Source organism: Micromonospora sp. NBC_01392, from assembly GCF_045040125.1.
GTDB lineage: Bacteria > Actinomycetota > Actinomycetes > Mycobacteriales > Micromonosporaceae > Micromonospora.
Genome location: NZ_CP109549.1, coordinates 4485681 through 4505222, shown reverse-complemented (window position 1 = coordinate 4505222; position 19542 = coordinate 4485681). Strand labels below are relative to the sequence as shown.

Below are 19542 nucleotides of genomic sequence, written 5' to 3'. Positions count from 1 at the left end.
GGCCCGCCGGCGCACCGACGCGACGGCCACGAGCAGGACGGTTTCCATGAGCGATCACATCCTCGAAATGCGGAACATCACGAAGACCTTTCCCGGAGTGGCCGCGCTCCAGGACGTCTCGCTCGCCGTCCGGCGCGGCGAGATCCACGCGATCTGCGGCGAGAACGGCGCCGGCAAGTCCACCCTGATGAAGGTGTTGTCCGGGGTGTACCCGACCGGCAGCTACGACGGGCAGATCGTCCTCGACGGCGAGCCGGTCGGGTTCCGGGGCATCCGGGACAGCGAGTCCCACGGCATCGTCATCATCCACCAGGAGCTGGCGCTGGTGCCGTACCTGTCGATCGCCGAGAACATCTTCCTCGGCAACGAGCGCCGTGGTCGCGCCGGGCTGATCGACTGGCACCGGACCAACGCGGAGGCCGCGGCGCTGCTGCGCTCGGTCGGGCTGCACGAGAACCCGGTGACCCCGGTGATCCAGCTCGGGGTGGGCAAGCAGCAGTTGGTGGAGATCGCCAAGGCGCTGTCCAAGAAGGTGCGGCTGCTCATCCTGGACGAGCCGACCGCGGCGCTCAACGACGTCGACTCGGCGCACCTGCTGGACCTGCTGCGGCGGCTCCGCGACCAGGGCATCACCTGCATCATGATCTCGCACAAGCTGGGCGAGATCACCGCGGTCGCGGACTCGACGACCGTGATCCGGGACGGCCGCACGGTCGAGACGCTGGACATGAGCGACGGCACGGCGACCCAGGACCGGATCATCCGCGGCATGGTCGGTCGCGACCTCGCGGCGTTCTACCCGACCCGGACGTCGACGCCCGGCGCCGAGGTGCTGCGGATCGAGGACTGGACCGTGCGTCACCCGACCCAGGACCGGCTGGTGGTGGACCACGCCTCACTCACGGTCCGCGCCGGCGAGGTGGTCGGCATCGCCGGCCTGATGGGCGCCGGCCGCACCGAGCTGGCGATGAGCGTGTTCGGCCGCGCGTACGGCCGGGACATCACCGGCCGGGTCTTCGTCAACGGCCGCCAGGTGCGGCCCCGCACGGTGGCCGAGGCGATCGCCGCCGGCATCGCGTACGCGACCGAGGACCGCAAGCACTACGGCCTCAACCTGATCGACGACGTGCGGGGCAACATCTCGGCCGCCGCGCTCGGCAAGCTCGCGCGCAACGGCTGGATCGACGGCAACGAGGAGATCACGGTCGCCGAGCGGGGCCGGCGCGACATGAACATCAAGGCGCCGAGCGTCATGTCGGTGGTGGGCAAGCTCTCCGGCGGCAACCAGCAGAAGGTCGTGCTGGCGAAGTGGCTGTTCACCGACCCGGACGTGCTGATCCTCGACGAGCCGACCCGGGGCATCGACGTCGGGGCGAAGTTCGAGATCTACACCATCGTCAACCGCCTGGTGGCGGACGGCAAGGCCGTCGTCATCATCTCCTCCGAGCTGCCCGAGCTGCTCGGCATGTGCGACCGCATCTACACCCTGGCGGCCGGCCGGATCACCGGCGAGGTGCCGGTGGGCGACGCCACCCAGGAGAACCTGATGGAACTCATGACCAAGGACAGGGATCTCGTCGGATGACCAGCACGAAGCCCGCCACCTCCCCGAAGGTCGACGCGCCCGACACCGGCGCGGCCGCCACCCTGAAGACCGGGACCAGTGACCCGCGGACGCTGATCCTCGGCAACCTGCGGCAGAGCGGCATCTACATCGCCCTGGTGGTGATCGTCGCGCTGTTCGCGATCCTCACCGACGGCGTCTCGCTGAGCCCCGGCAACCTCACCAACATCGTTCTCCAGTACTCCTACATCCTGGTGCTCGCGATCGGCATGGTCATCGTGATCATCGGTGGCCACATCGACCTGTCCGTCGGGTCGGTGGTGGCGCTCACCGGCGCGGTCTCGGCCGTCCTGGTGATCCGGGAGGGCATGCCGTGGTGGGTCGGCATCCTCGCCGCGCTCGCCGTGGGCGTCGCGGTGGGCGCCTGGCACGGTCTCTGGGTCGCGTACGCCGGCATTCCGGCGTTCATCGTCACGCTGGCCGGCATGCTGTTGTTCCGTGGCCTGACGCTGCGGGTGCTGGACAACATCTCGCTGTCGCCGTTCCCGGCCGAGTACCAGCGGGTCGCGGCGGGCTTCCTCAACGGCCTGCTCGGCGGGCAGGGCTTCGACGCGTTCACGCTGTTCATCGGCGTCTTCGCGGTGGTGGGGTACGCGGCGAGCGTGTTCCGGACCCGGCTGGCCCGGGTCCGCCACGAGCAGCCGGTGGAGTCGTTCCCGCTCTTCGTGCTGCGGGTGGCGGTGGTCGGCGCCGTCGTCATGTGGTTCGCCTGGCAGCTCGCGCACGCCCGGGGCCTGCCGATCGTGCTGATCGTCCTGGCCGTGCTGGTGCTCGTCTACGGCCTGCTCACCCGCCGTACCGTCTTCGGTCGCCAGGTCTACGCGATCGGCGGCAACCTGCCGGCGGCGACGCTGTCCGGCGTGCGGGTGAAGACCGTCAACTTCTGGGTGTTCGTCAACATGGGCTTCCTCTCCGCGGTGGCCGGCGTGATCTACTCGTCGCGCTCCAACGGGGCCCAGCCGGCGGCGGGCAACATGTTCGAGCTGGACGCGATCGCGGCGGCCTTCATCGGCGGCGCGGCGGTCACCGGCGGGGTGGGCACCGTGGTCGGCGCGATGGTGGGTGGCCTGATCATGGCGGTGATGAGCAACGGCATGCAGCTCATGGGCATCGACCAGTCGATCCAGTCGGTGGTGAAGGGGCTGGTGCTGCTCGCCGCGGTGGCGTTCGACATCTGGAACAAGCGCCGGGCCGCGGGCAGCCGGTGAGCGGCCGGCCGGACGGGGGTGCGCCGTCCGGCCGGCCATCCGGTCGCCGCCCGTGCACGCGGCGGCGGCCGGCATCCGTCGTGTCGTTCCGCGTCCGATGTCACCGGTCACGGCCGCGCCGGCGTCCGACCGGATCGGCCTCTCGTCGCGGCCCCGGCCATCCTCCGGGGGCGCTGCGGGGGCGTCCCGTCCCGGGGTGCGCAGCGGCACGGCGAGGTCGGGAATGTTATCGCTGACATCAAACTGTGTAAATCATCGCGCCCGTCGCGGCGTGGTCGCCCGGGCGGCCCTCCGCCCGCCGGTCGGGTCGGAAACGGGCCGTTGAGAGCCCCTCTGCGGGGCGTCGCGCCGCGTCTCCGTACGTCCCGTCGGGTCGCTGCCCGCTCCGTTCGTTCATCGACTCCCAGGGCATCGATTGTTGTCGCTAACAATGCGCCCTGTCCGGGTGTCGACCGCCGGTCGTCGGCGTCCGTGGTGGATCTTCCGTCGGCCTGGGCGGGCCGGTCCCCGCGCCGACGGTGGAGGGTGCGGCGTCGCCGTCGGCTCCGTTACGCAGCCGTTGCGCGGAGGTGTCTTGACGGATGTATATGTGAGCGCTAACACTAACTCCGTGACGCGGTGGAGGTGTAGATGAGCGACGTGGAGGCGACCGACCGGTACGTGGTCGGGGTCGATTTCGGCACGCTGTCCGGGCGGGCGCTCGTGGTGCGGGTCCGGGACGGCGCCGAACTCGGCACCGCGGTGCACGAGTACCGGCACGGGGTGATCGAGGCGGCGCTGCCCGACGGCGGCCCGGCGCTGCCCCCGGACTGGGCCCTGCAGGACCCGGACAACTACCGCGACGTGCTGCGCGAGGCGGTGCCGGCCGCGCTGGCCGCCGCCGGGGTGGACCCGGCCCGGGTGGTCGGCATCGGCACCGACTTCACCGCCTGCACCGTGCTGCCGACGCTCGCCGACGGCACGCCGCTGTGCGAGGTCCCGGAGCTGCGCCACCGGCCGCACGCCTGGGTCAAGCTGTGGAAGCACCACGCCGCGCAGCCGCAGGCCGACCGGATCAACGCGTTGGCGCACGAGCGCGGCGAGCCGTGGATCGGCCGTTACGGCGGCAAGATCTCCGCCGAGTGGCAGTTCGCCAAGGGGTTGCAGATCCTGGCCGAGGACCCCGAGGTCTACCGGCGGGCCGAGCGCTTCATCGAGGCGGCCGACTGGATCGTCTGGGAGCTGTGCGGCGCGGAGACGCGTAACGCCTGCACCGCCGGCTACAAGGGAATCCGGCAGGACGGCCGCTACCCGTCGCCGGAGTACCTCGCCGCGCTCGACCCCGGCTTCCCCGACTTCGTGGCCAAGCTGGACGGCCCGCTGCTGCCGCTGGGCGACCGGGCCGGCGCGCTGAGCGCCCGCGCCGCGGCCTGGACCGGGCTGCCGGAGGGCATCGCGGTCGCGGTCGGCAACGTCGACGCACACGTCACCGCCGCGTCCGCGCAGGCGCTGCGCCCGGGCCGGCTGGTGGCGATCATGGGCACCTCCACCTGCCACGTGCTCAACGGCACCCACCCCGCCGAGGTCCCCGGCATGTGCGGCGTGGTCGACGGCGGCATCAGCCCGGGCGCCTGGGGCTTCGAGGCCGGGCAGAGCGGCGTGGGGGACATCTTCGGCTGGTTCGTGCGGCACGCCGCCCCGGCCGGCCTCGACTCGCACGAGCGGCTCACCGAGCTGGCCGCCGCCCAGCCGGTCGGCGCACACGGGCTGGTGGCGCTGGACTGGTGGAACGGCAACCGCTCGCTGCTGGTCAACCACGACCTCAGCGGGCTGGTCGTCGGGCTGACGCTGGCCACCCGACCGCCGGACGTCTACCGCGCGCTGCTGGAGGCCACCGCGTACGGCACCCGGATGATCGTGGAGGCGTTCGCCGAGGCGGGCGTGCCGGTCGACGACCTGGTGGTGGCCGGCGGGCTCACCTCGAACCGCCTGCTGATGCAGATCTACGCCGACGTCACCAACCGGCCGCTGGGCATCATCGGTTCCGCCCAGGGGCCGGCGCTCGGGTCGGCCATCCACGCGGCGGTCGCCGCCGGGGCGTACCCGTCGATCCACGAGGCGTCGGCGGCCATGGGGCGGGTGGACGAGGCCGTCTACCGGCCGATCCCGGAGAACGTGCGGGCGTACGACGCGCTCTACGCCGAGTACCGGGCGCTGCACGACCACTTCGGTCGCGGCGCGAACGACGTCATGCTCCGCCTGCGGGCGATCCGGAACGCGGCGGTGGACGCCGCCGTGACGCCCGCCGACCCGGCCCTGGAGGTGGTCGGATGAACCCCGACATCGCCCGGCAGGTCACCGCGCTCCGCGAGACGGTGGCCCGCCTGCACGGCGAGCTGACCCGCTACCGCCTGGTGGCCTGGACGGCCGGCAACGTCTCGGCGCGCGTCCCCGGCCAGGACCTGATGGTGATCAAGCCGAGCGGCGTGGACTACGACGACCTGACCGCCGACACGATGGTGGTCTGCGACCTCAACGGGGTCGTGGTCGACGGCGCCGGCTCGCCGTCCAGCGACACCGCCGCGCACGCCTACGTCTACCGCGCGATGCCCGAGGTCGGCGGCGTGGTGCACACGCACAGCGGCTACGCCACCGCCTGGGCGGCCCGGGGCGAGGCGATCCCGTGCTGGTTGACCGCGCAGGCCGACGAGTTCGGCGGCGAGATCCCGGTCGGTCCGTTCGCGCTGATCGGCGGCGACGACATCGGCAAGGGCATCGTCAGCACGCTGTCCGGGCACCGCTCGCCCGCGGTGCTCATGCGCAACCACGGCGTGTTCAGCATCGGCAGGGACGCCCGCGCGGCGGTCAAGGCGGCGGTGATGTGCGAGGACGTCGCCCGCACCGCGCACCTGGCCCGCGCGCTCGGGCCGCCGCTGCCGATCGCGTCGGCCGACGTCGACTCGCTCCACGACCGCTACCAGAACGTGTACGGCCAGCGCCCGCCCGCCGGGTGACCCGGACCAGCACCACCTCATCCCACCACCACAACCGGTCGCCCCGGCTCGCCGGTCGCGCGCCCGGATCACCCCCACCCCGAGGAGAACAATGCGAACCAGGAGTACGGCCCGTACGGTGATCGCGGTCCTGACCGGCGTGCTGCTCGCCGGCGGCATGGTCGCCTGCGGCAACAGCGACACCGGCGGCGATTCCGGCAGCGGCGGCAGCGACAAGCTCGTCCTGGGCTTCTCCCAGGTCGGCGCCGAGAGCGGCTGGCGGACCGCCAACACCACCTCGATCAAGGAGGCGGCGGGTCAGGCCGGTGTCGAGCTGAAGTTCGACGACGCGCAGCAGAAGCAGGAGAACCAGATCAAGGCGATCCGGAACTTCATCCAGCAGAAGGTCGACGTCATCGCCTTCTCGCCGGTGGTGGAGTCCGGCTGGGACACCGTGCTCAAGGAGGCCAAGGACGCCAAGATCCCGGTGATCCTGACCGACCGCGCGGTCGACTCGGCCGACAAGTCGCTCTACAAGACGTTCCTCGGCTCGGACTTCGTCAAGGAGGGCCGGCTCGCCGGTGAGTGGCTGGTGGAGCAGAAGAAGGCGGCCACCGGTCCGGTCACCATCGTCGAGCTGCAGGGCACGACCGGCTCGGCGCCGGCGAACGACCGGAAGAAGGGCTTCGGCGAGGCCATCGCGGCCAACCCCAACCTGAAGATCGTCGCGTCGCAGTCCGGTGACTTCACCCGCGCCGGCGGCAAGCAGGTCATGGAGCAGTTCCTGAAGGCCAACCCGAAGATCGACGTGCTCTTCGCGCACAACGACGACATGGGCCTGGGCGCGCTCGAGGCGATCACCGCGGCCGGCAAGGTGCCCGGCAAGGACATCACCATCATCACCGTGGACGCGGTGAAGGACGGCATGCAGGCGCTCGCGGACGGCAAGTTCAACTTCATCGCCGAGTGCAGCCCGCTGCTCGGCCCGCAGCTGATGGACCTGGCCAAGAAGGTCAAGGCCGGCGAGGAGGTGCCGCCCCGGATCGAGACCGAGGAGACCACCTTCACGCAGGAGACGGCGAAGGAAGCGCTGCCCAACCGCAAGTACTGAGCCCCACACCGGGGGTCGCCGTCGCACCGACGGCGGCCCCCGTGCCACCACCGTTTCAGAAGAGGTCCGATGGCATGACGGGTGACCGTCCGGTCCTGACCATGACCGGAATCAGCAAGACCTTCCCCGGGGTGCGCGCGCTCCACGACGTCGACTTCCGGCTGTTCCCGGGCGAGGTCCACGCCCTCATGGGCGAGAACGGCGCCGGCAAGTCGACCCTGATCAAGGTGTTGACCGGCGTCTACGGCACCGACGCCGGCACCGTCACGCTCGCCGGTGAGCAGGTGTCCTTCTCCGGTCCGATGCAGGCCGCCGCGGCCGGCGTCAGCACCGTCTACCAGGAGGTCAACCTCTGCACGAACCTGTCGGTGGCGGAGAACATCTCCATCGGCCGGGAGCCCCGCCGGCTGGGCGCCGTGCGCTGGGGCGAGATGCGACGCCGGGCCCGGGCGCTCCTGGCCCGGCTCGACCTCGACCTGGACGTCGCCGCGCCGCTCGGGACGTACTCGCTCGCCGTGCAGCAGATGGTCGCCATCGCCCGGGCGATCGACGTGCGGGCCCGGGTGCTCATCCTCGACGAACCGACCTCCAGCCTGGACGCCGGCGAGGTCGCCCAGCTCTTCCGGATCATGCGCCAGCTCCGGGACGAGGGGATCGCGATCCTGTTCGTCACGCACTTCCTCGACCAGGTCTACGGCATCGCCGACCGCATCACGGTGCTGCGCAACGGCACCCTGGTGGGGGAGTACCGCACCGAGGAACTGCCCCAGTTCAGCCTGGTGGAGAAGATGATCGGCCAGGAGCTGGACGTGCTGGAGCGCCTCGACGAGCAGCAGAAGCGCGCCACCGTCGCGCCGGACGGGCGGGCACCGCTGGTGGACGCCGCGGAGCTGGGCCGGCGCGGGGCGGTCGCCCCGTTCAGCCTGCGCATCCATGCCGGTGAGGTGGTCGGCCTGGCCGGCCTGCTCGGCTCCGGCCGCACCGAGGTGGCCCGGCTGCTCTTCGGCGCCGACCGCGCCGACCACGGTCAGGTCCTCGTCGACGGCGGCCGGGCGCCGCTGCGTACCCCGATCCAGGCCATCGACCGGGGCATCGGCTTCTGCTCGGAGAACCGCCGCGCGGAGGGCATCGTGCCGGAGCTGTCGGTCCGGGAGAACATGATCCTGGCGATGCAGGCCGCGCGCGGCTGGCTGCGGCCGATCCCGCGTCGCCGGCAGGACGAGCTGGTCCAGAAGTACGTCCAGGCGCTCAGCATCCGGCCGGCGAACCCGGAGCTGCCGGTGCGCAACCTCTCCGGCGGCAACCAGCAGAAGGTGCTGCTGGCGCGTTGGCTCATCACCGAGCCGCGCCTGCTCATCCTCGACGAGCCCACCCGCGGCATCGACATCGGCGCCAAGGCCGAGATCCAGAAACTGGTGGTGCAGCTCTCCGACGGCGGCATGGCGGTGCTGTTCATCTCCGCCGAGCTGGAGGAGGTGCTGCGCCTGAGCCACCGGGTCGCGGTCATGCGGGATCGTGAGATGGTCGCCCAGCTCACCAACGACGACACGCTCGACGCGGACCGCGTCATGCGCACCATCGCCAGCGGAACCCCCCGGGAGGAGGTGAACCGATGAACACCCTCACCGACCGCCTCCGCCCGCTGACCGGGCACCGCCTGTTCTGGCCGGCCCTCGTGCTCGTGGTCATGATCCTCGCGAACACGGTCTACCGGCCCGGCTTCCTCGCCGTGGAGGTCAAGAGCGGCCACCTGTACGGCACCCCGATCGACATCCTCCGGTTGAGCGCGCCGCTGATCCTCGTCGCGCTCGGGATGACCCTGGTCATCGCCACCGGCGGCATCGACCTGTCCGTCGGCTCGCTCTGCGCCATCAGCGGCGCGATCGCCTGCCTGCACATCAGCGAGGCGGCCGACCCGAACAGCCCGTCCACCGTGCTCACCGCGCTGGCCCTGGCGTTCGGCGTCGCGCTGGTGCTCGGCGCGTGGAACGGGGTGCTGGTCGCGGTGATCGGCATCCAGCCCATCATCGCCACGCTGATCCTCATGGTGGCCGGTCGGGGGATCGCCCAGCTCGTCACCGAGGGCCAGATCATCACGATCAACTCCGGCCCGTACCGGGCCATCGGGCTCGGGCACTTCCTGACGCTGCCGCTGGCCATCCTGATCGCGCTCGCCGCGGCGCTGCTGGTGGCCGCGTTCACCCGGCGCACCGCGCTCGGACTGATCGTCGAGTCGGTCGGCGGCAACGCCGAGGCCAGTCGGCTGGCCGGCATCCGGTCCCGGCGCATCGTCTTCCTCGTCTACGTGGTCAGCGCCGCCTGTGCCGCGCTCGCCGGCTTCATGGTCACCGCGAACGTGTCAAGCGCGGACGGCAACGCCGCCGGGCTCTGGATCGAACTCGACGCGATCCTCGCGGTGGTCATCGGCGGCACCTCGCTGGCCGGTGGCCGGTTCTCGCTCAGCGGCACCGTCCTCGGCGCGCTGATCATCCAGACGCTGACCACCACGGTGTACGCCATGAACATTTCGCCGCAGACGTCGCTGCTCTTCAAGGCCGTCGTCGTCATCGCCGTCTGCCTCGTGCAGGCCCCGGCGTTCCGGGCCCGGTTCCGTCGCCGCCGACGCGGTGTCGAGCCCGGCCCGGCGACCCCGCAGCGGGAGAAGGAGCAGGTGCCGGCATGACCAGCACGTCGTTGACCACCGGCCGGTCCTGGCGGCCCAGCCTGTCCCGGCGGCACGTCCCGGTCCTGGCCACGCTCACCCTGCTGCTGGTCATGTACGGCATCGGGGTGTCCCAGTACCGCGCCTTCTCCAACGTCCAGGTCATCTTCAACGTCTTCATCGATAACGGTTTCGTGCTCGTGGTCGCGGTCGGCATGACGTTCGTGATCCTCACCGGCGGCATCGACCTGTCCGTCGGCGCGGTCGTCGCGATGACCGCGATGGTGTCGGCCGCGCTGCTGCGCGACGGGATGCCGGCGGCCCTGGTGCTCGTCATCGCGTTGCTCATCGGCCCGATCCTGGGGTTCCTGATGGGCTGCGCGATCCACTTCTTCGACATCCAACCGTTCATCGTCACGCTCGCCGGGATGTTCTTCGCCCGGGGCATGTGCACGTTCATCAGCGGCGCCTCGATCTCCATCACCGACGGCTTCTGGACCGGCATGTCCCAGGAGCGGATCGGCAATCCGGCCGGGAACTTCGTGTCGATAAGTGTGCTGATCGCGTTCGCGGTGGTCCTGGTGGCCGCGTACGTGCTGGCGTACACCCGGTTCGGCCGCAACGTGTACGCGGTCGGCGGCAACGCGCAGTCGGCGTTGCTGATGGGCCTGCCGGTCGGGCGCACCCGGATCGCCGTCTACACCATCAGCGGGTTGTGCTCGGCGATCGGCGGCATCCTGCTGTCGTTCTACACGCTCTCCGGCGCGCCGCTGATCGCCGTCGGCATGGAGCTGGACGTGATCGCCGCGGTCGTGATCGGCGGGACCGTCCTCACCGGCGGGTCCGGCTACGTCTTCGGCACCGTCCTCGGCGTGCTGGTGCTCGGCGTCATCCAGACGCTGATCACGTTCGACGGCAGCCTCAACTCCTGGTGGACGAAGATCGTGATCGGCGGGCTGCTCTTCGCGTTCATCCTCCTCCAGCGCCTCATCGGCATCCGGTTCAAGTGACGGCTCCTAGCGCGGAAGGCAACAACATGGCAACTCACCCCCAGCCCGAGGTCTGGTTCCTCACCGGCAGCCAGGGCCTCTACGGCGAGGACACGCTCCGGCAGGTCGCCGACCAGTCCCGGGAGATCGCCGCCCGGTTGGACGCCTCGCCGGACATCCCGGTCCGGGTGTGCTGGAAGCCGGTCCTGACCTCCAGCGCGGACATTCTGGCGGTGTGCCGGGACGCGGCCGTGCAGGGCGCGGTCGGGGTGATCGCCTGGATGCACACGTTCTCGCCGGCGAAGATGTGGATCGCCGGGCTGGACGCGCTGCAGACGCCGCTGCTGCACCTGCACACGCAGGCCAACGTGGCGCTGCCGTGGGACACCATCGACATGGACTTCATGAACCTGAACCAGGCCGCGCACGGCGACCGCGAGTTCGGGTACATCCAGACCCGGCTCGGGGTGGCCCGCAAGACGATCGCCGGCCACGTCACCGACCCGCGGGTGGTCGGCCGGGTGGCGGCCTGGGCCCGCGCGGCGGTCGGCTCGTCGTCGATGCGGACGCTGCGGCTGGCCCGGTTCGGCGACAACATGCGCGACGTCGCGGTGACCGAGGGGGACAAGGTCGAGGCGGAGCTGCGGTTCGGCGTCTCGGTCAACACCTACGGCGTCAACGACCTGGTCGACGCGGTCGACGCGGTCGCCGACGCGCAGGTGGACGACCTGGTCAAGGAGTACGACGACACCTACCGGGTGGACGCCGCGCTGCGTCCCGGCGGCGAGCGGCACGACTCGCTGCGCTACGCCGCCCGCCAGGAGCTGGGTCTGCGCGCGTTCCTGGACACCGGCGGCTTCCGCGCGTTCACCACGAACTTCGAGGACCTGGGCGGCCTGCGCCAGCTTCCCGGCATCGCGGTGCAGCGGCTGATGGCCGAGGGGTACGGCTTCGGCGGGGAAGGGGACTGGAAGACCTCCGTGCTGGTCCGGACGCTGAAGGCGATGGCCGTCGGCGTCGAGGGCGGCACGTCCTTCATGGAGGACTACACCTACGACCTGACGTTCGGGCACGAGCTGGTGCTCGGCGCGCACATGCTGGAGGTGTGCCCGAGCATCGCCGCGGACGTGCCGACGGCGGAGGTGCACCCGCTGGGCATCGGTGGGCGGGAGGACCCGGTCCGGCTGGTCTTCAACGCGGCGTCCGGCCCGGCGGTGGTGCTCGGCATGGCCGACATGGGGGAGCGGTTCCGGCTGGTGGCCAACGTGGTCGACGTGGTGCCGCCGCCGCAGCCGTTGCGCCGGCTGCCGGTGGCCCGCGCGGTCTGGCGGCCCCGGCCGGACCTGTCCGGTTCGGCGGAGGCGTGGATCACGGCGGGCGCGCCGCACCACACCGTGCTCTCCCAGGCGGTGGGCGTGGAGGAGCTGCGCGACCTGGCCGCGATGACGCGTACCGAGCTGGTGGTCATCGACGGCGACACCGAGGCGCACCGCTTCGCCGACGAGCTGCGCTGGAACCAGGCGTACTACCGGCTCGCCCGCGGATTCTGACCGGGCCGGCAGTTCTGCACCGGAAACCGGTTCGGTCGCCGTGACGCGGGTCACCATTTTCCGTGCCTGACGCGCCGGAGAATTGCCCGGGGTGGGGTGCCGGCACTCGCCGGAAATGCCCCACCCCGGTCCTCCGACCGGTCCGGAGCTGCGGCTTCCCCGTGGTCGCCACGAATGGAGAATGGGCTCGTCGTCAATTCTCCGATAATCCGACAGGATGACGCGAACGGTGGATCGACCGTACCGTGACCGGTGGGACAACTGGCGTAGACTGTCGCCACCCGGGCCGGCCCGGTCGACGTCGACCCGGTTCGGCCACGTGGGCAGTGGCGAAAGTGAGGTGGCCGTGCGCGGTCCTGCGATGACGGACGTGGCACGCCTCGCCGGCGTCTCGCACCAGACGGTCTCCCGGGTGCTGAACGGGCATCCCAATGTGCGGGAGCAGACCCGACTACGGGTCCAGGCGGCGATCACCGAACTCGGTTACCGACCCAACCGCGCGGCCCGCGCGCTGGTCACCGGCCGGTCCCAGGTGATCGGCGTGGTCGCGCAGAACACCACGCTCTACGGCCCGGCCTCGCTGCTGGCCGCGCTGGAGCAGACCGCCGCCGAGGCCGGCTTCGCGGTCAGCGTGGGCAGCGTCAGCGACCTCGACCACCGGTCCATCTCGGCCGCGGTGGAGCGTCACCTCGCGCACCGGGTGGCCGGCATCGTGGTGATCGCGCCGGTCGAGTCGGCCGGCGAGGCACTGGAACGGCTGCCCCACGACGTGCCGCTGGTGACCGTCGACGGCGATCCGCGCCGGCCGATCCCGCTGGTGACGGTGGACCAGGTGGCTGGTGCCCGGGCCGCCACCCAGCACCTGCTCGACGCCGGGCACCGCACGGTCTGGCACGTGTCCGGCCCGTCGGACTGGTTCGACAGCGCCGGCCGGATCGAGGGCTGGCGCGAGGCGCTGCGGCTCGCCGGCGCCGAGGTGCCGCCGCTGGTCCCGGCGGACTGGTCGGCCGCGGCGGGCTACCGGTGCGGTCAGATGCTGGCCCGGATGCCGGAGGTCACCGCTGTCTTCACCGCCAACGACCACCTGGCGCTCGGTGTGCTGCGGGCGCTGCACGAGCACGGCCGACGGGTGCCGGACGACATCAGCGTGGTCGGTTTCGACGACGTGCCGGAGGCGGCCTACTTCATCCCGCCGCTGACCACCGTGCGGCCCGACTTCGGGGCGGTGGCCCGGGCGAGCCTCGATCTGCTGCTGACCCAGATCGAGTCCGCCAGCGTCGGGCCGCTGCGGCAGACCATCGCGCCGACGCTGGTCCCACGCCGCAGCGTCGGCCCGCCCCCGGTGCGCTGAGGCCTCGCCCTCGCTGCGCTGAGCGGTTCTCGGCCCACCCCGGCCCCGCGCCGAGCCGGTGGGCTCGGCAGGGGCGTCGGCGTCCGCCGGGCGCGTCCGATCAGCCGGCTCGCGCGGCGGGGCGGAGCCGTCGCCGCCGGGTCGCCCGGCCCGGCGGCGACGGCGTCACCACGGAGGTACGCGGGGCGGGGCGCCGCGACGCGTACCCCGAGTCTCAGACGAAGCGCCAGCGCTGGTGCGCGGCGCCGGAATCGTCGCCGAGCACGGCCTGCGCCCCCTGGCTGCCGGAGCCGCCGCTCAGGCCGAGCACCCGACCGCCGTTCGCGCACTGGATCCGGAAGTAGCCGTTCCCGCCGTGGCGCAGCCGCCAGCGGTGGTCGGCGGCGCCGTTGTCGGCCCACTGGACGATCCGCGCGCCGGCAGCGGTGGAGCCGCCCTCGACACCGAGCACCCTGCCGCTGTTCGAGTTGCGCAGCCGCAGGTAGCCGCCGGTGTCCACGAGCGCGGTCCAGAGGTGGTCGGCGGTGCCGGAGTCGCCCCATTGGATGACCAGCCCGCCGTCGGCGGTGGACATGTCCTGCACGCCGAGCACGAGCCCGCTGCCGAGGTTCTGGAGCCGGCGGGCGCCGTTGGGCAGGAAGCGCCACTGGTTGTCCGCGCTGCCGTTGTCCGGGTCCTGCACCGCCGTCGCGCCCTGCGCGGTCGAGCCGCCGGAGATGCCGAGCAGCTTGCCGCTGTTGACGTTGCGCAGCTTGTGGGTGCCGTCGCCGACGTCGACCACGGTCCAGAGGTGGTCCGCGGTGCCGTTGTCGGCCCACTGGAGGATCCGCGCGTTGTCGGTGGTGGACATGTTCTCCACGCCGAGCACCTTGCCGCTGTTGACGTTGCGTAGTTTCAGCGCCGACCCGTCGACCAGGAGTTGCCAGTCGTGGTCGGCGGTGCCGGTGTCGCCCCACTGGAGGGCGAGCCCGCCGTCGGCGGTGGACATGTTCTGGATGCCCAGCACGAGCCCGCTGGCGGCGTTGGCCAGCCGGAAGCTCGCCTCGCCGCCACCGCCGCCGCCCGTGCCGGCCCGCCAGTAGACCGTGTAGTTGAACCCGTGCGCGTCGTAGAAGGGTCCGAGGTTGACGGCGGCGCCGTTCGCGGTGGCGGTGAACGCCAGCGAGCTGCCTCCGGTCCGGGTGACCGAGGCGACGTCAAGCGTCGGCAGCGCGCTCAGCGTGGTGTTGCCGTAGTTGCCGGAGAGCACCACCGGCCCGTACATGACCGCCTGGACCGCCGCGTCGTCGTTGGCGGCCACCGTGGTCACCCGCATCGGCAGGCGGACCGTGACCACGTCCCCGGCGGCCCAGTCGCGGGTCAGCACGGCGTAGCTGCCCGGCGTGGTGGCGATGCCCTGCGCCGTGCCGTTGACACTGACGGTCGCCCCGGTGGTCCACGACGGGATCCGGATCCGCATCGTCCACGACCCGGCCACCGAGCCGGTGACGGTGAGCGTCGTGGTGTCCGAGACCGGGTACGAGGTGCTCTGGGTGACCGTGATGCCGCGCTGGCTCCAGGTGAGCACCGAGGGCAGGAACAGGTTGACGGTCAGCGTGGTGCCGTTGTGGTAGTAGATGCCGTCGGCCAGGTTGGTGTTGGTCTCCAGCCCGGTGCCCTGGCAGCACCAGAAGGAGTTGTAGTCGGTGCTCCAGGTGCCGCCGCCCCAGGCCGGGCCGACACCGCGTCGACCGCCCGGGTTCAGCGGGGTGAAGTACGTGACGTGGCCGTGGCTGTCGGCCGGGTTCTGCTGGCCGATCATGTGGTTGAGCAGCGCCCGCTCGTAGAAGTCGACGTATCCGACCCGGTCGGGGTCGAGCTGCCACAGCTCCCGGGTCAGCTTGAGCATGTTGTAGGTGTTGCACGCCTCGCAGGTGTCGTTGCGCAGGTAGCCGGCGATGGCGTTGGGCGCGCGGAAGTGCTCGGCCTGGCTGTTGCCGCCGATGGCGTACGTGTGTGCGCCGACGGTGATGGTCCAGGCGTTGGTGGCGATGTCGCGGTAGCGGGTGGTGCCGGTGGCCTTGTACTCCCGGGCCGCCCCGATCCACTTCGGCACCTGGGTGTTCGCGTGCAGTCCGTTGAGCTGGTCGGAATTCGACGCGAGCGGGTTGAACACGGCGGCGTGGTCGAAGCGCTGCGCCGTGGTCAGCCACCGGGCGTCGCCGGTCTGCTGGTAGAGGTCGGTGAGCACCGCGTTCATGCCGCCGAACTCGGTGCCGAGCATGGCCTGCATCTGGGCCGAGGTGAGCCGGCCGGTGCGCTGGTCGACCCAGCCGGCGAGCGCCAGCAGCACGTCCCGGGCCTGCGTGCTGCCGATCAGGCGCCACACGTCGAGCAGGCCGGCCAGCGTCTTGTGGATGCAGTAGTACGGCACGTTGCCGTTGCTCAGCGTCCGGGCCTCCAGCGCGGTGAAGTCGGACTCTCCGAAGCCGGACAGGTAGCCGGTGTTGAAGCCGGCCGCGCCGTTGTTGGCCTGGCACTTCGCCAGCTCGGCGACCATGGTGACCGCCTTGTCCCGGCAGGTGGTGTCGCCGGTCACCGCCCAGGCCTGCGCCCAGGCGGTCAGGAAGTGGCCCTGCATGTGGGTGCGGAACGGGAAGTTCGGCGCGTCCCAGCCACTGTTGGCGGCGGCCCCGGCGGTGGAGAGCCGGTGGTTGGCGCGGAAGTTGTAGAGCAGCCGGTTGACGTCGACGAAACGCAGGTAGGACAGCGTGCGGTTCTGGTTGTCCAGCCAGCGGCTCGCGGTCAGCCGTACCTGGCCGGGGTCGAACGCGTACGCGGAGACGCCGATGTCCGGGCGGGCCGGGGCCAGCGCCGCGCCGGCCGCGCCACCGCCGGTGAGGGAGCCGGCGGTGGCCGCGACGGCGGTCGCGCCGGTCGCGCGCAGGAGCATCCGGCGGTTCATGAGGGGAGCGGGCATGCGAAGCCTCCGGGACGGGAGTACGGGGTCGGCCGGGCGGGCCGTCGCCCGCCCGGCCGCCGGATCAGTTGCGCAGGTTCCACTGCTGGTTGGCGCCGCCGTTGCAGGTCCAGAGCGCGACCTTGGTGCCGTTCGCGGTGCCCTGGCTGGTGGCGTCGAGGCAGAGCCCGGACTGGGCGCTGCTGACGGTGCCGTTGCCGTTGAGGTTCCACTGCTGGTTGGCCTGGCCGTTGCAGTCCCAGATGATGGCCCGGGTGCCGGCGGTGGTCCCGGACGCCTCGGCGTCGAGGCACTTGTTGCCGTACACCTGGAGTTGCCGGGCGGCGGTGTAGGTCCAGCGCTGCATGGTGCCGCCCCAGCAGTCCCAGAGCTGTACCTGGGTGCCGTTGGTGGTGCTGCCGTTCGGCACGTCGACGCAGCGGCCCGACTGGCCGCCGACGATCTCCACGTTCTGCCGGCTGCCGCCGGTGGCCGCCGCGTAGCCGGCGGCGGTGATGTTGGCCTGGACCGCGTTCTCGGTGGCGTCGGTCGGGTAGCCGGAGGTCATCACGCCCTCGTAGAACGTGCCGGCGGAGCCGTGGCTGTTGTCGCCGCCGATGCCGAGGATGATCGCGCCTTCCTTCTTCATCGGGTTGTAGCCGGGCGCGTTGGGACGGGGCCCGTTGTAGTACGTGGACAGCGCGCCGGACTGGGCGTTGCCGGCCCGGATGGCCCAGTGGTTCGGCTCGCCCTTGACGATCGCGGTCAGGAACCGGTGGCTCACCGACGGGTCGTTGGCGTTGTAGCCGGGATTGACGCCGGAGAAGAGGCCGTTCTCCAGGTCCGCCATCACCCAGGGGCCGTTGCCGGTGCCGTAGCCCCAGACCTTGATGTTGCCGAAGTAGATGGCTTCCATGGTGCCGTTGCCGTTGTCGCGGCTGTTGGTCTCGGCGTTGCCGTAGTCGAAGCAGCAGCCGCCGTTGTAGTGGGTGCCGTCGAAGATGGCGTACATGCCCTCGGGTTGGTCGCCCTTGGCGATGCCGTTGGTGGTGTTGTCGCGGTAGCCGGTGCCGGGCGCCACGAACACCCCGTACGCCTTGCGGCCGTTCAGCGTGACCGGGGCGAGTGTGGCGTCGGCGAGGTTGTCGTAGCCGCCGGCCGCCGGGCCGGAGAACCCGCCGGGTGGCGCCTGGGTCAGGTGGTTGCCGCGGCCGGACTGGTCGTAGATGACGCTGATCAGGCAGCTCGTGTTGGCGCAGAACGCGTCCTGGGTGGCGGCGTTCGCGACGTCGCCGGCGGCGAGCGGCGCGACGTCGCGGGTGGTGTTGTCGGACGCGCGGCGCAGTTGGTAGAGCGGCCCGGCGTAGGCGCCGTAGAGCGCGCGGGTGGTGCTGTGCGCGGCCACGCAGGGCGTGCCGCCGGCGGCGTAGATGTCGCAGGGCCCGGTGCCGGCGGCGCGCGCCGGGGACGCGTCCGGGGCGATCACGGACGCGGTCACGGCGACCAGCAGGGCCAGGGGGGCGAGCGCGACCGCCAGGCGACGACGGGTGGTGGTGGGGTCCATCGATCCTCCTCCAACGGAGATGACGACCAAGTTAACGCTAACAATCGCTCTTAGCGTGGCGTTTACATAGTCGACTGTCAACGCTTCGTTGGCGTCGGAGATTAACGGAAGGCGATGTTAGCGCTCTCAACATTGTCGCTGCGGCGCGGATGCCGTACGCTCTGCTCGCGGCCCGCCCTCACGGTTCTGTGAGGAGCAACCATGCCCTTGAACCGCCTGCTGACCCTGGGGGTCGGCGCCTGCGCGGCGGTCGTGCTCAGTGTGCCGGTCGCCGCGGTCCCGGCCTCGGCCACCGGGTCCCACCCGCACCGCCACGGCGGCAGTCTGGTGCTGGTCGGCGGCGCGCTCGCCGACGACAACCGGGAGATCTACGACGACATCGTCCGGCTGGCCGGCGGCCCCGGAAAGGCCCGGATCGGCATCCTCACCGCGGGCGCGCCGGTGCCCGCCGAGGATCCCGACGCCGGCACGCCGGACTGCAACAACAGTGTCTGCAACGGCGACTACTACGCCGACCTGTTCCGTTCCTACGGGGTGGCCGACGCCCGGTGGATCCCGATCGACCTGGACCACCCGGGCGCCGCCGACGATCCGGCGGTGGTCCGGCAGATCGAGTCGATGACCGGCTTCTTCCTCGGCGGCGGCGACCAGTACCGCTACGTCACCACGATGACCCGGGGCGCGGCGCAGCGGGACAGCGCGGCGCTGGCCGCGATCCGGCGCAAGCTGCGGGGCGGCGCGGTGGTCGCCGGCACCAGCGCGGGCGCGCAGATCATGGCCGGCCGGGACATGATCACCGGTGGTTCCACCGAGCCGGGGCTGCGCGACGGCGCGAAGCCGGGCTACTTCGACGACCCGGACGTGCTCGGCTACCTGCCGCGCGGCGGGTTCGGGTTCTTCACCGCCGGGCTGGTCGACACGCACTTCTCCCGCCGGGGGCGGGAGGCGCGGTCGATCCGCCTCGCCTCGGACACCGGGCACCACCGGGTGTTCGGCCTGGACGAGAACACCGCGCTGGAGGTGACCGGCGTCGGCGGCCGGCGGCAGTCGCTGCGGGTGCTCGGGCAGCGTGGGGTCGGCGTGCTGGACCTGCGCCGGGCCCGGGTCACCGACCACGACGGGGTGTGGGGGATCGAGGGCGTGCGGTGGAGCCGGCTCACCGCCGGGGACGCGTACGACGCGCCGCGCTGGCGGCTCGTGCCGGCCGCCGGCAAGCCGCGCGTCCGGCCGGCCGCCGGCGCGTGCACCGCGACGCCGTCCGAGGACGTCTTCTACGACTACGCCATGGTCGGGTTGGTCGAGGACGGTCTGGCCGCTCGTACCGGGTGTGTGGCGGTCGGCGGCACGTCGTACGAGAAGGACCCGATGTGGGTGGCGCGGCTGACCCGGGGCACCGGCTTCGCGGCCTGGCGGGGCGCGACGGCCACCACGTTCACCGACGTGGTGGTCGGCATCCGGCCGGCCTGACGCGGGCGGGCGGCGTCGGGCCGGGTGCCCGGCGCCGCCGTCACCGGCATGTAACAGAAGTTACGTATTGAGCAGTGAACTTAATGGATGTAACTTCTGTTTCATC

13 protein-coding genes are annotated in these 19542 nt (G+C 71.6%); 11 read left to right on the top strand and 2 right to left on the bottom strand.

Annotated elements, in window-relative coordinates:
• Positions 1-46: 46 nt before the first annotated feature.
• The 10 genes from mmsA (at position 47) to OG767_RS19620 (ending at position 13467) form a co-directional block, all read left to right on the top strand.
• The gene (gene mmsA, locus OG767_RS19665; RefSeq protein ID WP_405089890.1) at positions 47-1585 is read left to right on the top strand and encodes a multiple monosaccharide ABC transporter ATP-binding protein; all 1539 of its coding nucleotides are present in this window, start codon (positions 47-49) and stop codon (positions 1583-1585) included.
• Positions 1582-2832 (top strand): multiple monosaccharide ABC transporter permease, encoded by a 1251-nt coding sequence (gene mmsB / locus OG767_RS19660; protein ID WP_107157260.1) that lies wholly within the window; start codon positions 1582-1584, stop codon positions 2830-2832. The genes mmsA and mmsB overlap by 4 nt, the downstream gene beginning before the upstream one ends.
• A 630-nt stretch (positions 2833-3462) precedes the next feature.
• The gene (gene araB / locus OG767_RS19655) at positions 3463-5145 is read left to right on the top strand and encodes a ribulokinase (RefSeq protein ID WP_405089889.1); all 1683 of its coding nucleotides are present in this window, start codon (positions 3463-3465) and stop codon (positions 5143-5145) included.
• A complete protein-coding gene (locus OG767_RS19650) occupies positions 5142-5825 on the top strand; it encodes an L-ribulose-5-phosphate 4-epimerase (protein ID WP_199199749.1) in 684 nt (227 codons plus the stop codon). The genes araB and OG767_RS19650 overlap by 4 nt, the downstream gene beginning before the upstream one ends.
• Before the next feature lie 91 nt (positions 5826-5916).
• Positions 5917-6915 (top strand): ABC transporter substrate-binding protein, encoded by a 999-nt coding sequence (locus OG767_RS19645; protein ID WP_405089888.1) that lies wholly within the window; start codon positions 5917-5919, stop codon positions 6913-6915.
• A 74-nt stretch (positions 6916-6989) separates the two neighbouring features.
• Positions 6990-8531, top strand: coding sequence for a sugar ABC transporter ATP-binding protein (locus OG767_RS19640; RefSeq protein WP_405089887.1), 1542 nt, complete (start codon positions 6990-6992; stop codon positions 8529-8531).
• A complete protein-coding gene (locus OG767_RS19635) occupies positions 8528-9598 on the top strand; it encodes an ABC transporter permease (RefSeq protein ID WP_343446786.1) in 1071 nt (356 codons plus the stop codon). The genes OG767_RS19640 and OG767_RS19635 overlap by 4 nt, the downstream gene beginning before the upstream one ends.
• The gene (gene yjfF / locus OG767_RS19630) at positions 9595-10587 is read left to right on the top strand and encodes a galactofuranose ABC transporter, permease protein YjfF (RefSeq protein WP_107157265.1); all 993 of its coding nucleotides are present in this window, start codon (positions 9595-9597) and stop codon (positions 10585-10587) included. Before OG767_RS19635 ends, yjfF begins: the two co-directional genes overlap by 4 nt.
• Positions 10588-10613: 26 nt before the next feature.
• A complete protein-coding gene (araA, locus tag OG767_RS19625; RefSeq protein ID WP_405089886.1) occupies positions 10614-12116 on the top strand; it encodes an L-arabinose isomerase in 1503 nt (500 codons plus the stop codon).
• A 361-nt stretch (positions 12117-12477) separates the two neighbouring features.
• A complete protein-coding gene (locus OG767_RS19620) occupies positions 12478-13467 on the top strand; it encodes a LacI family DNA-binding transcriptional regulator (RefSeq protein ID WP_281942136.1) in 990 nt (329 codons plus the stop codon).
• 214 nt (positions 13468-13681) lie between these two features.
• Here the strand turns inward: OG767_RS19620 and OG767_RS19615 are convergent, their stop codons facing one another.
• Together OG767_RS19615 and OG767_RS19610 are read right to left on the bottom strand one after the other, a co-directional pair.
• Positions 13682-16426 carry a beta-L-arabinofuranosidase domain-containing protein gene (locus OG767_RS19615; RefSeq protein ID WP_405089885.1) on the bottom strand — a complete coding sequence of 915 codons (2745 nt, stop codon included), beginning with the start codon at positions 16424-16426 and terminating at the stop codon, positions 13682-13684.
• A 64-nt stretch (positions 16427-16490) separates the two neighbouring features.
• On the bottom strand, positions 16491-17969 hold the full coding sequence (locus OG767_RS19610) for an arabinofuranosidase catalytic domain-containing protein (RefSeq protein ID WP_405089884.1): 1479 nt from the start codon (positions 17967-17969) through the stop codon (positions 16491-16493).
• 201 nt (positions 17970-18170) lie between these two features.
• On the opposite strand from OG767_RS19610, the gene OG767_RS19605 reads away from it, so the two are divergent.
• Entirely contained in the window at positions 18171-19436 is a 1266-nt protein-coding gene (locus tag OG767_RS19605; protein ID WP_405089883.1) for a cyanophycinase, read from the top strand.
• Positions 19437-19542 lie beyond the last annotated feature (106 nt).